Source organism: Chryseobacterium shigense (assembly GCF_900156575.1).
In the GTDB taxonomy this organism is placed as follows: domain Bacteria; phylum Bacteroidota; class Bacteroidia; order Flavobacteriales; family Weeksellaceae; genus Chryseobacterium; species Chryseobacterium shigense.
Genome location: NZ_FTNY01000006.1, coordinates 47,954 through 64,519 on the forward strand (window position 1 = coordinate 47,954; position 16,566 = coordinate 64,519).

Genomic DNA, 16,566 nt, shown 5'->3' on the forward strand with positions numbered 1-16,566 from the left:
CTTTTATTTTTTTACTGGAAAATAGAAGAGCTATTTAAGACTCTACAATCACCATTTCGCTTTTCAGCCTTCTTTTGGGAGTGACTTCCGGATGATTGCTGTCGTTGTCAGCTCTTTTTCCGATCGCAACGGCGAAAAGTGTTTCGTAAGAATCGTTTTTCAGTATTCTGTCATATGTTTCAGTTTCAATACCTTCCATTGGAGTAGAATCAATTCCCATGGCAGCACATGCAGAAAGGAGGACGCCCAGGGAAAGATAAACCTGGTGGCCCATCCATGAACGGATAGCATCTTCACCTTTGGGCTTTACCATGGTTCTGTAATAATTAACCGAGCCTTCAGGAAGATTTTCTTCGATTTGTTTTTCAAATTCTTCCGGATTTTTCATGACCTGAAATACAATCACATGGCTGCTTTCCAATACTTTCTCCTTATTAAAATAAGAGGCTTCTGCCAGTTGCTCTCTGATTTCGGGAGTAGTAATGAAAATAAAATTCCATGGCTGACTGTTAATAGAAGACGGGCTTAAATTAAGGACCTCTTTCAGTTCAGCAATCTGTTCTGCACCGATTTTGCCTTGAGGATTATACTTTTTTACAGTATACCTGTTTTTCATTTGTTGTAAAAAGTTCATAAATTATTGTACTATCATTTTTATAGTTACAAAAGTAATTTAAGTTTACTACCTTTGCAATAACGGTAAAAAATGATAGTATAAATGTATACCATAGATAACAAAGAATATCCTTGCTGTACCAGCGTAACGATGAAGTTTATAGGAGGAAAGTGGAAGGCCGTTATTTTATTTCACCTGATAGGTGGTGCCAAAAGATATAATGAATTAAGAAAGCTGATTCCTACAATTACAGAACGAACCTTAAGTCTTCAGCTGAAACAGCTTGAGGAAGATCACATCGTCAACAGAAAGGTCTATACAGAAAAACCCCCGTTAATGGTAGAATATACCTTAACCGATTTTGGAAAGACTTTACTGCCGGTACTGGAAGCGATTACCAACTGGGGCATTGCTGCACCGGATCTTTCCGTAAAAAAAATAATCAGGAATTAAATTTCCTGATTATCTTCTTTATTCGCTTCGAAAAAACTGAAACTTACATTTCCGTATTTTCGGGTATCTATTAAATTCGGGTGCTCAAGTTTCATCCTGCTCTGATGTTCTATGATCAGAACCCCATTCTGTTTCAGGTATTTATTGTTCAGAACCAAAGACAGAAGCTCGTAATATTTCTTCTCTTCCATTTCAAAAGGAGCATCAGAAAATACAATCTCGAAACTTTTCTTGTTTCTGAATTTTTTAAGCCAGTCAAAAACATCACCTCTCTGAACACTGATCTGTTTGGACATATCCAAATCTGAAGCTGTAGCATTGATGAAGCTGGTGTGTTTGGGATTCAATTCAACAGAAGTGATATCCTGACATCCTCTGGATGCAAATTCGAAAGTGATAGAAGCAATACCGGCAAAAAGATCAAGCACGGAAATGGATTGCATATCATATTTGTTTTCCAGGATGCTGAATAGCGCTTCCTTCGCAAAATCTGTAGTAGGGCGTACTTCAAAATTTTTAGGAGCGGCTATTTTTTTAGCTTTCCATTTGCCTGAGATTATTCTGAACATATTTATTTAGTTGTTAGATCGGAGGTGACGGGCGGCAGGTAGTTGCATTTGGAAACTTATTCTGCTGCCAGTAACCTAATTAAGTATAAAATTCTTATTGGGAATATTGTCAAAGACAATCCTCATATTTTTAACGAATTTCTGAAGCTCAGAAATAAAAGTTTCGTTTTCTGTCGTTTCGCCATACGCATAAAAGTTGGTCTCATTAATTCCGAAACCTATTTTACTCAGCGTAAACATGACGAAATAAAGAAAATCTACTTCAGAATTCACATCCAGGTTATTGTATAAGATCACCTTCTTGTTATCGATGGCAAAAAATTCACACTGGTTATGATAAAGATTGATATGGATTTCTTTATTATTCTTATGATGAATAGAGTTTAAAAACTTTTCTCCTGAAAAATTAAAATGAACGGGAACGGCCAGTTCTTTTATTTTCTTGTAAAAGTTTTTAGGGAACGTGTAATAAAACTGTACCCCGAATCTTTTGTTGACAGAAAGCATCAGCTCTTCTTTTTCTCTGTCTGCCGGGGCATTGAAAGCTATCAGTTCAAATCCTGCATCATGTTCTGAAAATCCTTCCGGCATCAGCGTAAAATGATTCAGGGCAGAAATCACATGGATCTCTTCAAACCTTTGTTTCAGTAAAATTTCATCAAGTTTATCCTCGATTAAATTTTCCGGGGTTTCTTCGGTAACGAAATAAGACTTTTCCTCCAGAATGCTTTTGTTTTTCGCGATCTGGTAGATTAATCCGTCTTTGGTAAAAAGTAAATTAAGTACGTTCATATTTCAATTGAGGCAAATTTAGTGAAATTCTATCATAACGGCACCTGATTGATGATGAAGTATTTCTTTATTGTAAAAATCAATATCTGACTGGCTTTCCAAAACATCCATAACCATTCTCTGCAATATTCCGTCACCAATGCCGTGAACGATTTCCAGCCTTTTCAAATGGTGTTTCCTGCAAAAATTCAGAACTTCCATCAGTTTTGCTTTTTGGATGAAGAGCCTTTCGAAACTGTCATAATCACTTGGGTTTTTGACCAGATGATGAAAATGCAGATCCAGGACCATATGATTTTTCTGGTGTTTTTTGGAAATCACTTTTTGGGGTTCCGCTTTTTTGACGACCCGAATATTGTCATAGAGATCAGCATCTTTAGGAACCAGCTTCTCTTTAGGATACTGATGCGTAAAGCCGTACTCATCTTTGAAAACAGCAATATTGCCTTTCACAGAAGTAATCACTCCGCTTAAATCCTCATCTACTACAGAAACTTTGTCTCCGATTTTCATGTACTTGCTGTTTCTTTTATTGTTTTCAAAATTAACTTTTTGGCCCCAGTTCAATGATTTCAAGATCCTTGATGTCTTCTCCTTCCACCACGAAACGCATCATGGTTCTCATAGTATGCCATCCCTGTTTGCCGCAAGCGCCCGGATTCAGATGCAGAAGATTATTCTTTGGGTCATACATGGCCTTTAGAATGTGAGAATGTCCTGAAATAAATAGTTTGGGTGCCTTTTCAGAAATCTCTTTGCTGGTGATGGGGGTATATTTTCCGGGATATCCACCAATATGAATCATCAAAACTTCCAGATCTTCACAGAAAAAACGGTTCACCTCAGGAAATTCAGCCCTGATTTTGGCATTGTCTATATTTCCGTAAACGCCTTTTAGTGGCTTTATCTTTTCCAGTTCTTCTATCACCTCGATACTTCCGAAATCTCCGCAATGCCAGATTTCATCAGCTTGCGACGCATATTCTAAAATGCGATCATCTATATAAGAATGGGAATCGGAAAGAAGGAGGATTTTTGTCATGAAGCTCTGAAAATTTTCACAAAGTTAGGAAAGATTTATTTTTTTATTAAGTTTTAGTTTTCTTTTAAATAAACAAAGTTGTAGAACGGAGACCGGCATCCCCTAATATTCATTAAATTTGAGAAAATTAAAAAAAATGAAGCAGAAATTTTCTTTTTTACTTTTTCTTGCCGCAGTAGGGCTCTTCAACGCTCAGGTTGAAGAGAAAAAATTGGATGATTTGATCCAGAATACTTTAAAAACATTTGACGTACCGGGAATGTCAGTCGGGATCATAAAAGATGGAAAAGTGATCTACTCCAAAGGTTTCGGACAACGTTCTTTAACCACAAAACAGCCGATGGATGATAACACATTAGTGGGAATTGCTTCAAACTCAAAAGGTTTTACATGTACCGCTTTGGCTATTTTAGCTGATGAAGGAAAGCTGAACTGGGACGATAAAGTTTCAAAATATATTCCTGAATTTCAGATGTACGATCCGTATGTCTCCCAAAATGTAACCATTAAAGATCTTATCACGCACAGGGCCGGATTAGGCTTAGGGCAGGGGGATCTGATGTTTTTCCCTGAAGGCGGAGGTCTTACAGTTAATGATATTGTACACAATGTGAGATATCTGAAGCCTGAAAATCCTTTCAGAACGACCTTAGACTATAATAATGTAATGTTCATTGTAGCCGGAGAAGTAATCCACAGAATTTCCGGACTGAGCTGGGCAGAATTTATTGAGCAGAGAATCATGAAGCCTGTCGGGATGAATTCAAGCTTTGGAAGCTACAGTAGAGCCCAAGCGGTATCCAACAAGATTGATGCCCATGCTCCTGTAGATGGTAAAGCCATTGCAGTTCCTCACGACTGGAGCGAAACAGGTAATGCAGCAGGAGGAATTATGAGTAATATTAAAGACATGACTGTTTGGGCTGAATTTCTTTTAAATAATTTCACAACGAAAGACGGCAAAAAGCTGGTGTCAGATAGAAATGTACAGCAATTATGGAGTTTACAGATTCCAGATAGAGTCGCTATGAAAAATCCTTATGATACAAGTTTTTATGGTTACGGATTAGGTTGGTTTCTAAGTGATGTAAAAGGACACAAGCAAATTCAGCATACCGGAGGTTTAATTGGTACCGTTACTCAGTTTACTCTGATTCCGGATATGAAATTGGGAATTGTCGTGCTTACCAACCAGCAGTCCGGAGCAGCGTTCAATACCATTACCAACACTGTAAAAGATTCTTATCTGGGGGTCGCAGACAGAAACTGGCTGAAAACATATGGCGAAAGAATGTCAAAGGTAAATGCGGAATATGACCAACAGAAAAAAGAAGCTTTTGCAAAATCTGAAGCCTTTAAAAAGGAGAAAAATATTCAGCCGAAAGCAGAACAATTTGTAGGAAAGTATCATGATCAGTGGTTTGGTGATGTAGAAATTATGCAGCAGGGAAGTACCTACAGAATCTCCTGTAAAAATTCACCAAGACTGAAAGGTGCGTTGCTACCGTATTCGAATAATTCATTCATCATTAAATGGGACGACAGAAGTTATGATGCCGATGCCTATATTATTTTTAAGTATGATGAAACCGGAAAAGCGGAATCTGCCCAATTAAAACCTATTTCTGATGTTACAGACTTTAGTTTTGATTTTGACGATCTGGATCTGAGAAAGGTAAAAAGCTAAATAAAGAAATTGAAAGTAGTCAATAAAAAGAGCTCCGGTATTCCGTGGAGCTCTTTTGTTTTATGGATGAACGATATGATTAATCTTTTCTCTATTTCTTTTTTCTGAAGATCATTGAATTAAAGATAAATCGTGTTTTTTCCAGGTTCTGGTTTTATTTTGTCCAGCTTTTGAAAATCTTCAAAAGTCTGAAAGGGCTCATCACGGGAATATCTCCAGTCACCGGGTTTGGCTTTGGTGAGCTGAACATCATTAAGCGCAACAGTTTCAATATAGGTTTTCTCCTTTTTTTGACACGAAAAAAAGAGGAGGAGAGGAATCAGATACAAAAAGATAAAATTATATTTTGCCGGGCTCATAAAAGAACAGGAGTTTCTTTTTGGCACCGTCAAATTCAGACCACGAATTGCAGTCGATCTCAAAACCGGCTACTCCGCAGGTCGGGAAATGAAAAATATCTTCAGAGATGGAATTGGCAAAATTGGAAATTCCGTTGTTATGGGAGAACAGGGCTACAGAGCTCACGCTATCATCCAGGTCGTAGATCACAGATTCAAAATTTCTTTCCGAGGGATTATAAAGCTTATCTTCCGTAGAGACGTTAAGCTGATAGGTTTGATTAAAAATTTTGCACGTATTCAGTGCACGTACCGCGGGACTGGAAACAAAATGATCAATGGAAATATCATTGCTTTTCATGAATCTTGACATGTTCATTGCATCTTTTAATCCTTTGTCTGCCAACGGTCTGTCGAAGTCCTCCGTTTCTTCCGGCCAGTCGCTTTTCGCATGTCTTACGAGGATGAGTTTCTTCATATTTTCGTTTTTTGGAAGATTAAAATTATAAAAAAAATAATGGAATAAAACATGATTTTTATAAAAAAACTGCGTTATGAATAAAATCATTAAATTTTACTAAATTTGCACACTTATGGGACAGATCCTTGCAATAGACTACGGAAAGGCACGCTGCGGTATCGCTGCAACAGACGATATGCAGATTATTGCAAGTGGCCTGGATACCGTTGAAACCCGTTTTTTGATGGAATTTCTGAAGAAGTACTTCACCGAAAACAAAGTGGATGATGTGGTAGTAGGCCTTCCTACAGATTTGAAAGGAAATGTTTCTGCTGTGGAGACGGATATTTTAAAATTCATTGAAGAATTTCAGAAAGAATTTTCCGGTATTCCGGTCCACCGCCTGGATGAAAGATTTACCTCCAAAATGGCTTCTTTTTTTATTTCCCAAAGTGGAAAAAGCAAGAAAAAGAGACAGGAAAAGGGGTTGATAGATAAAGTAAGTGCAACTATTATACTGCAGAATTTTTTAGAACAAAGAATACGATGATTTTACCGATAAGAGCTTTTGGGGATCCTGTTTTGAGAAAAGTAGGGAAAGATATAGAAAAAGATTATCCCGGTTTACAGGAACTTATAGATAATATGTTCGAAACGATGTACAGTGCAAACGGTATTGGTCTGGCTGCACCGCAGATCGGTCTGGACTTGCGTCTGTTTGTCATTGATGTTACTCCTCTTGCAGAAGACGAAGATTACGAAGATATCAAGGACGAGCTGGCGAACTTTAAGAAAGTTTTCATTAATGCTACCATTCTTGAAGAATCAGGTGAAGAATGGAAATTCAATGAAGGCTGTCTTTCTATTCCGGATGTAAGAGAAGATGTGAAAAGAAAGGGAACGATCGTCATTGAATATTATGACGAAAATTTTGTGAAACATACAGAAACTTTTTCCGATATTAGAGCCCGCGTAATTCAGCATGAATATGATCATATTGAAGGGGTTTTGTTCACAGACCATTTGAGCGTATTGAAGAAAAAATTAGTAAAAGGTAAGCTGACGAAAATCTCCAATGGAGAGGTAAGCATCAGTTACAAAATGAGATTTCCAAAGTAATTTAAACAAGGATTAAAAAACAAAATAATAAACCGCAAAAAGCCCCGTGCCGATTGCAGAATTTACAAAAAATAAAATTATGCTGTTAGAAAAAATAATTTCAATTTCTGGAAAGCCAGGACTTTTCAAATTAGTTTCTCAATTAAGAAACGGTTTTATCATTGAAGATGTTACGACTAAGAAAAAAGTAAGCATTGGAAACTCCAGTCAGGTGAGTTTATTGGATAATATTGCTATGTTTACATTTGATAAAGAAGTTCCTTTATTCGAGGTTTTTGAAAATATTGCTAAAAATTATGATTACAAAGAAGCTATTTCCCACAAGTCTTCTGATGATGATCTTAAAGTTTTTATGACGGCGTCTCTTCCTGACTACGATACAGACAGAGTATATGCTTCAGACATCAAGAAATTGGCTCAATGGTACAACATTCTTCAGAAAGCCGGATACATCACTCCGGAAAGCTTCGTAAAAGCAGAGTCTGAAACACTGGATGGTGAACAAGGGGAAGTAAGCATTGATAAAGATGCGCCTAAAAAGGCAGCTCCAAAAGCAGAAAAGCCTGCTCCTGCAAAAGTAAAAGCAACTTCTGCAGCGAAAGCAGCTCCAAAAAGTACACATACTAAGAAAGGATAATCGATCCTGAATGTTACAATATAAATCCCTGGCAGCACTTCTGCCAGGGATTTTTTGTCCTTTTATTTAATTACTCCCAATCTTTCATTTCAGGACAAAAGAACTTTATTCATAAAGATTTACCCTAAATTTGCAATACTTGAATTTTCAAAGACCTATGAATACCAGACAAGAAAAATTAGAAGCTTTCGGAAGATTATTAGACATCATGGATGATTTGCGTGAAAAATGTCCATGGGATCAGAAGCAGACCCTCCAATCTCTTCGTCATTTGACCCTTGAAGAAACCTATGAACTATCAGATGCGATTCTGCAGGAGGATTTACAGGAAATCAAAAAAGAACTCGGTGATGTTTTACTTCATTTGGTGTTTTATTCTAAAATCGGATCTGAAAAAGAAAGTTTCGATATCGCTGATGTCATCAATTCTTTAAATGAAAAACTGATTTTCCGCCATCCTCATATTTATGGTGATACGGAGGTTAAGGATGAAGAAGAGGTAAAACAAAACTGGGAAAAGCTGAAACTGAAAGAAGGCAATACCTCTATTTTGGGGGGTGTTCCGAAAAGTCTTCCAAGTTTGGTGAAGGCCTACAGGATTCAGGATAAAGTAAAAGGAATCGGATTTGAATTCCATGATGCAGAAGATGCCTGGAAAAAAGTAGATGAAGAGATTCAGGAGTTCCATGAAGAAACCGATTTAGATAAAAAAGAACTGGAACTGGGGGATGTATTTTTCTCCCTCATTAATTATGCAAGAATTTCAGGCTTGAATCCTGATTCTGCACTGGAAAGAACGAATTTAAAATTCATCTCAAGATTTCAGAAAATGGAAAAGCTGGCTGAAGAATCCAAGATCAGTCTGGCCGATATGTCCCTGGAAGAAATGGATGTTTTGTGGGAGAAAGCAAAACGGATGTCATAAAATGAAGGTTCAGCATCCCGTACACCATCGGTTTCAGTATCTGCTGGAATTCAAAAAAACAGAAAGGAAATGGCATTTTCCTTTTCTTGCGGCATTCTGTATCGGAAGCTGCCTGTTTATAGGCTATTTTTTAGGAAAACCCAATTATGGCAGCTTGTCCAGTTTGGGAGCTCTGACTATTTTATACTTTACTTCAGCACCTATCACGCAGCGGATGATTCATCTGGCGGTCTGTGCTTTCGGGATGATTTTTTCTTTTACCATCAGCCTTTTTTTTAGCTTTAATGTTTATGCGGCTGGGCTTTCTTTGGGAATTGTTTCTTTTTTAGCTCATTTTATTACCTCCTATTTTAAAATTCCGCCGCCCGGAAATTTTTTCTTTATCATGCTGGCAGCCATGGCGAGTACTTACCAGTTTGACCTTGAAATGATCCCTGTAAGAGTAGGTCTCGTAGCCATGGGAGCTATATTATCGTGTACCCTGGCTTTTTTGTATTCTGTTTTTATAGAAAAAGAAGAGGTCTTATCTCTTCCCAGAAGGAGACGTTTTAACAAAAGGCGGTATACCAAATTTGTAGAAAGCAGTATTATCGGTTTTTTTATGATGCAGACGCTGATTGCAGGACATCTCCTGAAATTTGAAAATACCTATTGGATCTCCATTGCAGCGATAGCCATTATACAGGGACGGAATTTTGAACACGTCCGCCAAAGGAATATGCACAGAATCCTCGGGACTTTCATTGGAATAGGTTTTGCATGGCTGATCCTGTTGTTTAATCCTGCCAAGATAGAAATGATCATCATGATTACGGTCCTGCAATTTATTATAGAACTTCTGATTGTCAGGAATTATGGTTTTGCGGTGATATTTATAACCCCTCTAACGATTCTTTTAACGGAAACCGGAAGTCTGGTACATCATAACGTTGAAAATCTGATGCATGCAAGGCTTCTGGACACGATTATCGGAAGTTTGATAGGGCTTGCGGCTGGTTTTTTTCTTTACCATCAGCAGATTATTAATAACTTAGAGAAAAATATACGGTACTCGTATTTTCAGTTTAAAAAATTAAAAAAATAGCTATGTTGCGCATTCTTACCCTATCGGCCTTTTTATTGTGGAGCTGTAATCCAAAAGCTCAGGATTCCCCTAAAACTGATGATTTGAAAGTAGAGTTTTCTTTGCCTAAAAAGCTGAAAGAAGTATCCGGGATGGTATTGTCTCAGGATAAAAAGACCATCTGGGCGATTGAAGACCAGGGAAATAAAAATGTAGTGTATGGTCTGGATATGCAGGGGAAACTGGTAACGGATGTTGTGGTTGATAATGCTGAAAATCACGATTGGGAAGATATCACGAAAGATGAACAGGGAAATATGTACATCGGTGATTTTGGAAATAATGATAATAACAGGCAGAATCTGGCTATTTTAAAATTAGACCTAAAAGACGCTTTCCAAAAGGCAACAAAAGCCATACAAACGACAAAATTTCATTATGAAGGACAAACCGAGTTTCCACCGAAGAAATCGAACTGGTTGTACGACTGTGAAGCTTTCGTAGAAATGAACGGCAATTTCTACCTTTTCACGAAGAACAGAAGCAAAGGTTTTGATGGAACTTTCCTGGTATTCCAGGTTCCTAATAAAGAAGGGGATTTTGAAGCCAAATTAATCGGAAAATTAAAACTTGACGGGAAGTACAGTGATGCTGCGATTACTTCAGCCGCCTTAAACAGTACCCATGACAAAATTGTTTTGCTTACGCACAAGAATATCCATGTGCTTTCAGGATTTACATCGGATAATTTCAATTCTTCAAAGGTTGAAAAAATACCATTAAATCATAACTCTCAGAAAGAAGCGATTGTTTTCCTGGATGATAAAACCCTTTTGATTGCTGATGAAAAAGACAAAGAGACTGGAGGAAATATATATAGATTTGAATTTAACCCTCAGGCTAAATAAATAGCAAAAGGGCTAAACTCAAAAATATCTTTACGGAGTCAGATAAGAAATATGAATGTTTCCAGCTGATAATCTGAAATTTTGGGTATAAACACATCGTACCCTGAAGGTATCATCCTTATTAAAATACGTAATGGAAGACAGGTTGTGGTTCACCGCCAGGGTTCGTTCGCCATGCCCCGTAGAAATGGAGGCCAGTGTTTCCGTTGCCGGAGAAACCTTCTGAATCGATGACTTTGCTGTTCCTGCTGTATATCCATCACCATTCAGGCTAAGATCATACGTAATATAGGGAACAATGTTGTAATAACCTGGTTTAACCACGGTGAATAATCCCGTACTGGTATTATACTGCAGATACGTATTGTCTATTTTGTTGCTTACATTATAAATATAGCTCTTCGCATAGCTGTCATGGGTGCTTATTGGGTTACTGCCGGTACCCGTGTAGCTTCCGGAGCTTGGATTTGTATCCGTTTTATTCCCTACAAATACTACTTTTAAAAAATTCTGAGATTCAATAGTGCCCCATGTAGGGGCGGTTCCGGCTCCGTTGGACATCAAAACCTCGCCGCGGTTTCCCGAATTTCCTTTGGTTTTGGCATTTCCGCCTACATTAAGGTCTTTAACAACCTGGAGGCTTCCGTTGACATGTAATGTGTTTTGTGGTGTTGCAGTCTCGATGCCCACCTGTGCGTGTGCATTTAGAGACATGACAAATAATGCCATGTATAATAGCGTTTTTTTCATCCTATAGTTTTGTTTTTGTTGAAATAATTTAAAACAAATATATATTCTTTTTAAAACATTGAATTTTTAAAAGATGGACAAACATATAGTTCTATGGATGTGTTTATTGAAAGTTGTGGAAAATATGAATTCGTTTTATAAAACGTATTTACTTTATTTGTAATGATTTACGAATGAATTGTGCGGATTTTTAATTTTCTTTTATATTGATATTTAATGAATAGAGTGAATATTTCTCCACAGTTATGTGTAAAATTTTAAGTATAATCGATAAAACAGATCAATTTAGAAAGTCATTCCAACGCCTGCAGAAATTCTGCCTCCATCTGAACCGTAGAAGTAATTCAACCTTGCAGAGAACATATCCACAACGCTCATCCAGAAGCCAGCTCCTACAGATTGGTGCCACTTTTTAGAATCTTCGTTGTCATTCCATACGCGACCCACATCATAGCCTACTAAAACTCCCATATTGGCAGGAATGATATTGTTCCTTACCCTTCCGAAATCCCAGCGGATCTCAGAATTGTTGGTGAAATAAGATTTCCCTGAAAACCTGTCATTTCTGAAAGACCTCATTCCATTGTTCCCCCCGATGCTTGCGGCCTGGTAAAATTCAAAGTTATTATTACTGATCCACATTGCATTACTGGAGTTCGCAAAAACAAAATTTCCTCTTTTGTCAATTCTGTGATCGATACCCAGCGTTCCGTTCAGGGTAAAATAATTTCTTTCGGTATTGGCAAGATTGGTCTTCCAGTCTGCTTTCACCAGGAGCTCCAGACCTAAAGTAGGAAAGGCATTATTATCCAGATTTTTAAAGCTAAAAGTATAATTGGCTCCGGCAAACTGCTGGCTTTCGAACACCTCAGATCTTACATCCGGCGACTGATCGACAAAGCGGTCACCTTTTTGTTGCACTTTATTATCTTCAAAGGTCAGCTGAAACTTATGCTCAAGGTTCATCCAGCTTTTTTTAGAAATTGATGGTGCAAAATTAAACTTAGAGATTCTGGCTCTGTTGTATTCTCTTTCGGTATTTTCTTTATCGTATAAACTTTCGTTGGATAACCCGAAGAAGTTTTCGGAAAATCTCGGAGTGGTAAAAGCAGCATCAAGGTTGAAATCCCAACCCCATATCGCTTTTTTGAAAATTCCTTTATAGGCCACATTGAATCCTCCCGTAGCCGTATAAAAATTAGCCTTAAGACTATGTTTTTGAGTATAAGGATCTCTGATAAAATTATTGACCGTATAATTAGCTAAAACACCCAGGATCACCCCGTCATCAGGATTGTAATCCGCATTCGGATAACCGGCAAAGAAATTGTATTTCGGATGCTTATAATTGTAGGTATTCACATCATAATCATCAGAAATGTTTTTGGTAGCAGAACCATTGTATGTATTTTTCTGAGATTTAAAATCATAAATTTTCACGCTTTTTCCGTCAGCGATATTGTAGACATCATGATTGTATCCTCCGATTAACCTGATGTTCATTTTCGGTCTTCCATCTCCCGAAACTTCATAAATATCATCATCTTCAAGGCCGTAGATCCAAAGCTCTTTGGTTTTTGAATCTTCGTAGGTCTTTTCAAAAACCAATTCAGGATTTTCCTTGTTCTTATCTAGTTTATACTGTTTTACAGTAACGGAATGTCCGTCTTTGGTAATCACGAATTTATCTGGATTTACGGTTCCTGCCAGAGGAACTTTTTTCTGCAGTACATCATAATACTGTGCTGCGTAGTCCTGAAGTTTTGTTTTTCTGATTTTTAGTTTTTTCTGGATATCAGCAATTGTTTCATCTTTTACTTCTTTGGGAAGATTGGTGAATGCTTCATCAATATCAGCATCCGTAAGGTGCTCCTGAATATACCTGGCCTGCGTAGCCCACTCCTCCGGAGTTGCTCCTTTTAAAAAGATAAGATCCAATGGATACGGCTCCATATTCATCCACTTTACATTTTTGATCTCTTCCTTAAAAGTTTTCATGTGGCGGATGGCCGGAACATTCATAATAAGTTTGAAGGCGGCTCCATCATATTTACTGAAAGCCTGATCTCTGTCTTTCGGGATCGGTTTGTAAATGACCTGGTCACCGTCCTGATATTCTGCCCATTTCCACTGGTCGGAATGTCTGTCCCAGTCACCGATCAGCATGTCAAAGATCCTTGCTCTGATATAGGATTCACGGTCTACCGAATACTTGTAGTTTTTGGTGAAATTTTTCAGAACATCATCCGTGGAAAGAATGTCCTTGGCATTGTCAAGGGATGCTAGTGTTTTAGGATCGGAAGAAAAACGTTCTTCGATCATGTACATTTCGTCACCGTAGCTTTGGTTATATTCTCCCAAAGCATATTGCTTCGGAATATAATATAATTTCGGATTGCTATGGAAGATATTCAGTTTATCCGCCATATTTCCCACTGAAAAAGGAGTAAACGGATGACTGGTCGTATAAAAATCAAGCAGGAACTTTTCTGGAAAGGTATTGTTTAGCTCATTTCCGAAAGTGCTTTTTTTGAAAGCCATATTATTAAGGAAACGGACGGCGCTCTTTTTTACACCACGCATGACAAATTCCTGTCCGTCGGCTGCTTTTAGTCTTAAACTGTTGGATTGGTTTCCTCCGCCTTCTCTGAAAGGTATAAATCCACCATTCAATGAAGCCAGATCAGCTGTAGGAGCATCAACCGGGATTCCGTAATATTTTCTGTAATGTTCTCCCCAAAGCCAACGGTAGACTTTCCCTTTTTGGGTAAGTTCTACAGGATAAACGCTGGATTGAACGGTGCCCGGAAAGGACTTCGGATAATTATTGACAAATGCATCCGGTTTTGAAATTACCGAAATATGCGTAAGTTTTTTAAGCTGGTTATCTTTTGTCGAAAAATATTCTACGTCGGTGCTCTGATCTTTTCTGATATTCAGAACGGCAAAACCACTGCCTCCGTAAGAGAAATCGGTCTTTTCAGCAATGGTGGAAGGGTCTGTTTTAGAACCTGCACCGCTGATGATCTGTCTGATATTTCTTTCTTCATGATACTGCAGATTGTGATCATGTCCCGAAACAAAAATAATATTTTCTTTATCCTGAACGATGCTTTTCAGCCTGTTGGCGAGATCTGCATAATGCTGATTGTTGATGTCTTCAAGACTTGCTCCGGAAGAACTTCTCAGGACATTGATAACACTGGCAACCACCGGAACCGGAACCTTACTTTTCAACGGATAAAGATGTGATTTTGCAGAATTGAACCCTGCATGGGTTCCGCTACTGATGATAGGGTGGTGCAAAGCCACAATGATTCTTTTATCCTGATTTTTAGTGACAAGATCTTTAAATTCTGTGAAGAAATCTTCACGGGTCTTGATCGGGCAGTTTTTGTTCACCCCCGGATACTGATCCCAGTTTACCAGGGCCCATTCGGTATCAATGACGATAAGTTTGATGTCTTTAGAAAGATTAATATCATCAATACCGCATGAATTTTTAGGCAGGAAAGATTTTTTATCGTTGAAATAAGTTCTGACAAGATCTTCCTGTGCTTTCAATCCTTCCAGGCCATTATTCCAGTCATGATTTCCGGGAATGACTAAGGTTTTTCCCTTGAAATTCTTGGTGATGGAAAACTGGTTTTCCAGTTTTTGCTTTGCTAATGCATAGTCTTTATCTGATTCTTTGGGTAAACCGTTGGGATAGATATTATCACCCAGGAAGATCAGCATAGAGTTGCTGTCTGCGGAATCCAGTTTGTTTTTGAGTAAATTTAAGGTGTGCTGTGCCTGAGGTTCGTCCGCATTTCCGGCATCTCCAATCAGGAAAATTTTAAAATCATTTTCAGATTTTATATCAGAATTTTCAACTTCAAATAAGTTTTTACCCTTTTTTACGTTATATGTTGCGCAGGAATAAAGAACTCCTGCAGATAATACTGCTCTAAAGGCAATAGAAGTATTTTTTAAATGAGTTTTAAAGGATAAATTCATAAATTTACAATAACAAAAAATCAGGAATGAGCATTTTACACAAAGCTAAAGATTATGTCGAAATCTTATTCAAAGATAAGTTATCTTCTGTATACTTTTATCATAATTTTATTCATACGACCTATACTGTCAATAAGGCAGAAGAGATCATGCGAAGTACTCCTGTATCTAAAGAAGATCAGGAAAAGGTTCTCCTTGCGCTATGGTTTCATGATACGGGCTATGTAGAATGTGCCCAGAACCATGAAGAAAAAGGCGTGACCATTCTTTCCGATTTTCTGAAGCAGGAAAATTATCCTGAAAGTTATATTGAAGATGTATCGCGATTGATTATGGCGACAAAGATCACCTATGAACCGCAGAATCTTCTGGAGAAGATCGTGAAAGATGCGGATTGCAGTCACTTTGCCAGCCACGATTACAATGATATTTCTGACGCCCTGAGAAAGGAGTGGGAGCTAACTAATGTGAGGTGCTTCTCCAATGAAGAATGGAATGCCGGAAATCTGGATATGCTCAAAAACAAGCATCACTACTACACGGATTATGCAAAAGAAAACTGGGAGCCTCTGAAAAAGAAAAATATCAAGAAAATAGAAAAGAAGCTGGAAAAAGATGAAGATAAAAAAGAGGACAAAAAAGAAACATCCGATAGTAAGAAGGAACCTAAAGACACAAAATCTGATCGTAGCGTAGATACCCTATTCCGGGTAACTTTGAATAATCATACAAGATTGAGCGATATTGCAGACAGCAAGGCGAATATTCTTCTTTCCGTTAATGCCATCATTATTTCAGTCTGTCTTTCTGTACTGGTTCCTAAGCTGGATACCCCTAAGAATGCTCATCTGATCATTCCAAGCTTTGTGCTGCTGCTTTCAAGTGTTTTGACGATTATATTTGCCATCTTATCTACAAAACCGAATGTAACCAAAACCAATTTTACAGCTCAGGATATCACAGACCGGAAAGTCAATCTTTTGTTCTTCGGAAACTTTCATCAAATGATGTTTAACGACTATCACAATGCCATGAAAGATCTCATCAAAGACCGGGATTATATCTATGATTCAATGGTAAAGGATCTTTATTTTCTGGGAAAAGTTCTTGACAGAAAGTATAAGCTTTTATCGATAACGTATAAGATTTTTATGGCTGGAATTATTATTTCCGTGCTTTCTTTTGCGTATGCTTTTCTTACTCTTTAA

At 37.8% G+C, this 16,566-nt stretch carries 18 protein-coding genes; 9 read left to right on the plus strand and 9 right to left on the minus strand.

Going from position 1 to position 16,566, the window contains the following annotated elements; genetic code table 11:
* Window positions 1-34: 34 nt before the first annotated feature.
* Window positions 35-634: a nitroreductase family protein gene (locus tag BW964_RS18775; protein WP_076509562.1), complete on the minus strand. Its 600-nt coding sequence runs from the start codon at window positions 632-634 to the stop codon at window positions 35-37.
* Window positions 635-718: 84 nt separating this feature from the next.
* On the opposite strand from BW964_RS18775, the gene BW964_RS18780 reads away from it, so the two are divergent.
* A complete protein-coding gene (locus tag BW964_RS18780) occupies window positions 719-1,069 on the plus strand; it encodes a winged helix-turn-helix transcriptional regulator (RefSeq protein WP_076509564.1) in 351 nt (116 codons plus the stop codon).
* Here BW964_RS18780 and BW964_RS18785 read toward each other — a convergent pair.
* From BW964_RS18785 to BW964_RS18795, 4 genes are all read right to left on the minus strand, one after another.
* Window positions 1,066-1,638, minus strand: a complete 573-nt coding sequence (locus BW964_RS18785) for an RsmD family RNA methyltransferase (protein ID WP_076509566.1) — start codon at window positions 1,636-1,638, stop codon at window positions 1,066-1,068. The two genes, BW964_RS18780 and BW964_RS18785, sit on opposite strands and share 4 nt — an antisense overlap.
* A 75-nt stretch (window positions 1,639-1,713) precedes the next feature.
* Window positions 1,714-2,430, minus strand: coding sequence for a DUF3822 family protein (locus BW964_RS18790; protein WP_104669465.1), 717 nt, complete (start codon window positions 2,428-2,430; stop codon window positions 1,714-1,716).
* 18 nt (window positions 2,431-2,448) lie between these two features.
* The gene (locus tag BW964_RS22415) at window positions 2,449-2,943 is read right to left on the minus strand and encodes a Smr/MutS family protein (protein WP_104669466.1); all 495 of its coding nucleotides are present in this window, start codon (window positions 2,941-2,943) and stop codon (window positions 2,449-2,451) included.
* Window positions 2,944-2,974: 31 nt separating this feature from the next.
* Complete coding sequence (locus BW964_RS18795; RefSeq protein ID WP_076509568.1) at window positions 2,975-3,472, minus strand: metallophosphoesterase family protein; 498 nt, start codon at window positions 3,470-3,472, stop codon at window positions 2,975-2,977.
* A gap of 136 nt (window positions 3,473-3,608) precedes the next feature.
* Between BW964_RS18795 and BW964_RS18800 the strand changes: the two genes are divergently transcribed.
* The gene (locus BW964_RS18800) at window positions 3,609-5,159 is read left to right on the plus strand and encodes a serine hydrolase (RefSeq protein WP_076509570.1); all 1,551 of its coding nucleotides are present in this window, start codon (window positions 3,609-3,611) and stop codon (window positions 5,157-5,159) included.
* A 119-nt stretch (window positions 5,160-5,278) separates the two neighbouring features.
* Here BW964_RS18800 and BW964_RS18805 read toward each other — a convergent pair whose 3' ends face one another.
* A complete protein-coding gene (locus BW964_RS18805; RefSeq protein WP_076509572.1) occupies window positions 5,279-5,518 on the minus strand; it encodes a hypothetical protein in 240 nt (79 codons plus the stop codon).
* Window positions 5,499-5,975: a SixA phosphatase family protein gene (locus tag BW964_RS18810; RefSeq protein ID WP_076509890.1), complete on the minus strand. Its 477-nt coding sequence runs from the start codon at window positions 5,973-5,975 to the stop codon at window positions 5,499-5,501. Before BW964_RS18810 ends, BW964_RS18805 begins: the two co-directional genes overlap by 20 nt.
* Before the next feature lie 115 nt (window positions 5,976-6,090).
* On the opposite strand from BW964_RS18810, the gene ruvX reads away from it, so the two are divergent.
* From ruvX to BW964_RS18840, 6 genes are all read left to right on the plus strand, one after another.
* Window positions 6,091-6,507 carry a Holliday junction resolvase RuvX gene (gene ruvX / locus BW964_RS18815; protein ID WP_073331993.1) on the plus strand — a complete coding sequence of 139 codons (417 nt, stop codon included), beginning with the start codon at window positions 6,091-6,093 and terminating at the stop codon, window positions 6,505-6,507.
* Entirely contained in the window at window positions 6,504-7,076 is a 573-nt protein-coding gene (gene def / locus BW964_RS18820; RefSeq protein WP_073331991.1) for a peptide deformylase, read from the plus strand. Before ruvX ends, def begins: the two co-directional genes overlap by 4 nt.
* Before the next feature lie 79 nt (window positions 7,077-7,155).
* Complete coding sequence (locus BW964_RS18825; protein WP_073331988.1) at window positions 7,156-7,713, plus strand: DUF5606 family protein; 558 nt, start codon at window positions 7,156-7,158, stop codon at window positions 7,711-7,713.
* A gap of 157 nt (window positions 7,714-7,870) precedes the next feature.
* The gene (gene mazG, locus BW964_RS18830; RefSeq protein ID WP_076509574.1) at window positions 7,871-8,638 is read left to right on the plus strand and encodes a nucleoside triphosphate pyrophosphohydrolase; all 768 of its coding nucleotides are present in this window, start codon (window positions 7,871-7,873) and stop codon (window positions 8,636-8,638) included.
* A gap of 1 nt (window position 8,639) precedes the next feature.
* On the plus strand, window positions 8,640-9,722 hold the full coding sequence (locus BW964_RS18835) for an FUSC family protein (RefSeq protein WP_076509576.1): 1,083 nt from the start codon (window positions 8,640-8,642) through the stop codon (window positions 9,720-9,722).
* A 2-nt stretch (window positions 9,723-9,724) separates the two neighbouring features.
* A complete protein-coding gene (locus BW964_RS18840; RefSeq protein ID WP_076509578.1) occupies window positions 9,725-10,609 on the plus strand; it encodes a hypothetical protein in 885 nt (294 codons plus the stop codon).
* A gap of 30 nt (window positions 10,610-10,639) precedes the next feature.
* Here BW964_RS18840 and BW964_RS18845 read toward each other — a convergent pair whose 3' ends face one another.
* Together BW964_RS18845 and BW964_RS18850 are read right to left on the minus strand one after the other, a co-directional pair.
* Window positions 10,640-11,359 carry a hypothetical protein gene (locus BW964_RS18845; protein ID WP_076509580.1) on the minus strand — a complete coding sequence of 240 codons (720 nt, stop codon included), beginning with the start codon at window positions 11,357-11,359 and terminating at the stop codon, window positions 10,640-10,642.
* Window positions 11,360-11,644: 285 nt separating this feature from the next.
* On the minus strand, window positions 11,645-15,358 hold the full coding sequence (locus BW964_RS18850; RefSeq protein WP_076509583.1) for a metallophosphoesterase: 3,714 nt from the start codon (window positions 15,356-15,358) through the stop codon (window positions 11,645-11,647).
* Between the two features lie 26 nt (window positions 15,359-15,384).
* Here BW964_RS18850 and BW964_RS18855 point away from each other — a divergent pair, with 26 nt between their 5' ends.
* Window positions 15,385-16,566 (plus strand): Pycsar system effector family protein, encoded by a 1,182-nt coding sequence (locus BW964_RS18855; RefSeq protein ID WP_076509585.1) that lies wholly within the window; start codon window positions 15,385-15,387, stop codon window positions 16,564-16,566.

What these genes read in the sequence shown, in the direction of transcription:
- BW964_RS18855 (WP_076509585.1), top strand. Translation starts at nt 15,385, where the DNA reads ATGAGCATTTTACACAAAGCTAAAGATTATGTCGAAATCTTATTCAAA.
- BW964_RS22415 (WP_104669466.1), bottom strand. Translation starts at nt 2,943, where the DNA reads ATGAAAATCGGAGACAAAGTTTCTGTAGTAGATGAGGATTTAAGCGGA.
- BW964_RS18780 (WP_076509564.1), top strand. Translation starts at nt 719, where the DNA reads ATGTATACCATAGATAACAAAGAATATCCTTGCTGTACCAGCGTAACG.
- def (WP_073331991.1), top strand. Translation starts at nt 6,504, where the DNA reads ATGATTTTACCGATAAGAGCTTTTGGGGATCCTGTTTTGAGAAAAGTA.
- BW964_RS18795 (WP_076509568.1), bottom strand. Translation starts at nt 3,472, where the DNA reads ATGACAAAAATCCTCCTTCTTTCCGATTCCCATTCTTATATAGATGAT.
- BW964_RS18840 (WP_076509578.1), top strand. Translation starts at nt 9,725, where the DNA reads ATGTTGCGCATTCTTACCCTATCGGCCTTTTTATTGTGGAGCTGTAAT.
- ruvX (WP_073331993.1), top strand. Translation starts at nt 6,091, where the DNA reads ATGGGACAGATCCTTGCAATAGACTACGGAAAGGCACGCTGCGGTATC.
- BW964_RS18790 (WP_104669465.1), bottom strand. Translation starts at nt 2,430, where the DNA reads ATGAACGTACTTAATTTACTTTTTACCAAAGACGGATTAATCTACCAG.
- BW964_RS18825 (WP_073331988.1), top strand. Translation starts at nt 7,156, where the DNA reads ATGCTGTTAGAAAAAATAATTTCAATTTCTGGAAAGCCAGGACTTTTC.
- BW964_RS18805 (WP_076509572.1), bottom strand. Translation starts at nt 5,518, where the DNA reads ATGAGCCCGGCAAAATATAATTTTATCTTTTTGTATCTGATTCCTCTC.
- BW964_RS18850 (WP_076509583.1), bottom strand. Translation starts at nt 15,358, where the DNA reads ATGAATTTATCCTTTAAAACTCATTTAAAAAATACTTCTATTGCCTTT.
- BW964_RS18835 (WP_076509576.1), top strand. Translation starts at nt 8,640, where the DNA reads ATGAAGGTTCAGCATCCCGTACACCATCGGTTTCAGTATCTGCTGGAA.
- mazG (WP_076509574.1), top strand. Translation starts at nt 7,871, where the DNA reads ATGAATACCAGACAAGAAAAATTAGAAGCTTTCGGAAGATTATTAGAC.
- BW964_RS18810 (WP_076509890.1), bottom strand. Translation starts at nt 5,975, where the DNA reads ATGAAGAAACTCATCCTCGTAAGACATGCGAAAAGCGACTGGCCGGAA.
- BW964_RS18845 (WP_076509580.1), bottom strand. Translation starts at nt 11,359, where the DNA reads ATGAAAAAAACGCTATTATACATGGCATTATTTGTCATGTCTCTAAAT.
- BW964_RS18775 (WP_076509562.1), bottom strand. Translation starts at nt 634, where the DNA reads ATGAACTTTTTACAACAAATGAAAAACAGGTATACTGTAAAAAAGTAT.
- BW964_RS18785 (WP_076509566.1), bottom strand. Translation starts at nt 1,638, where the DNA reads ATGTTCAGAATAATCTCAGGCAAATGGAAAGCTAAAAAAATAGCCGCT.
- BW964_RS18800 (WP_076509570.1), top strand. Translation starts at nt 3,609, where the DNA reads ATGAAGCAGAAATTTTCTTTTTTACTTTTTCTTGCCGCAGTAGGGCTC.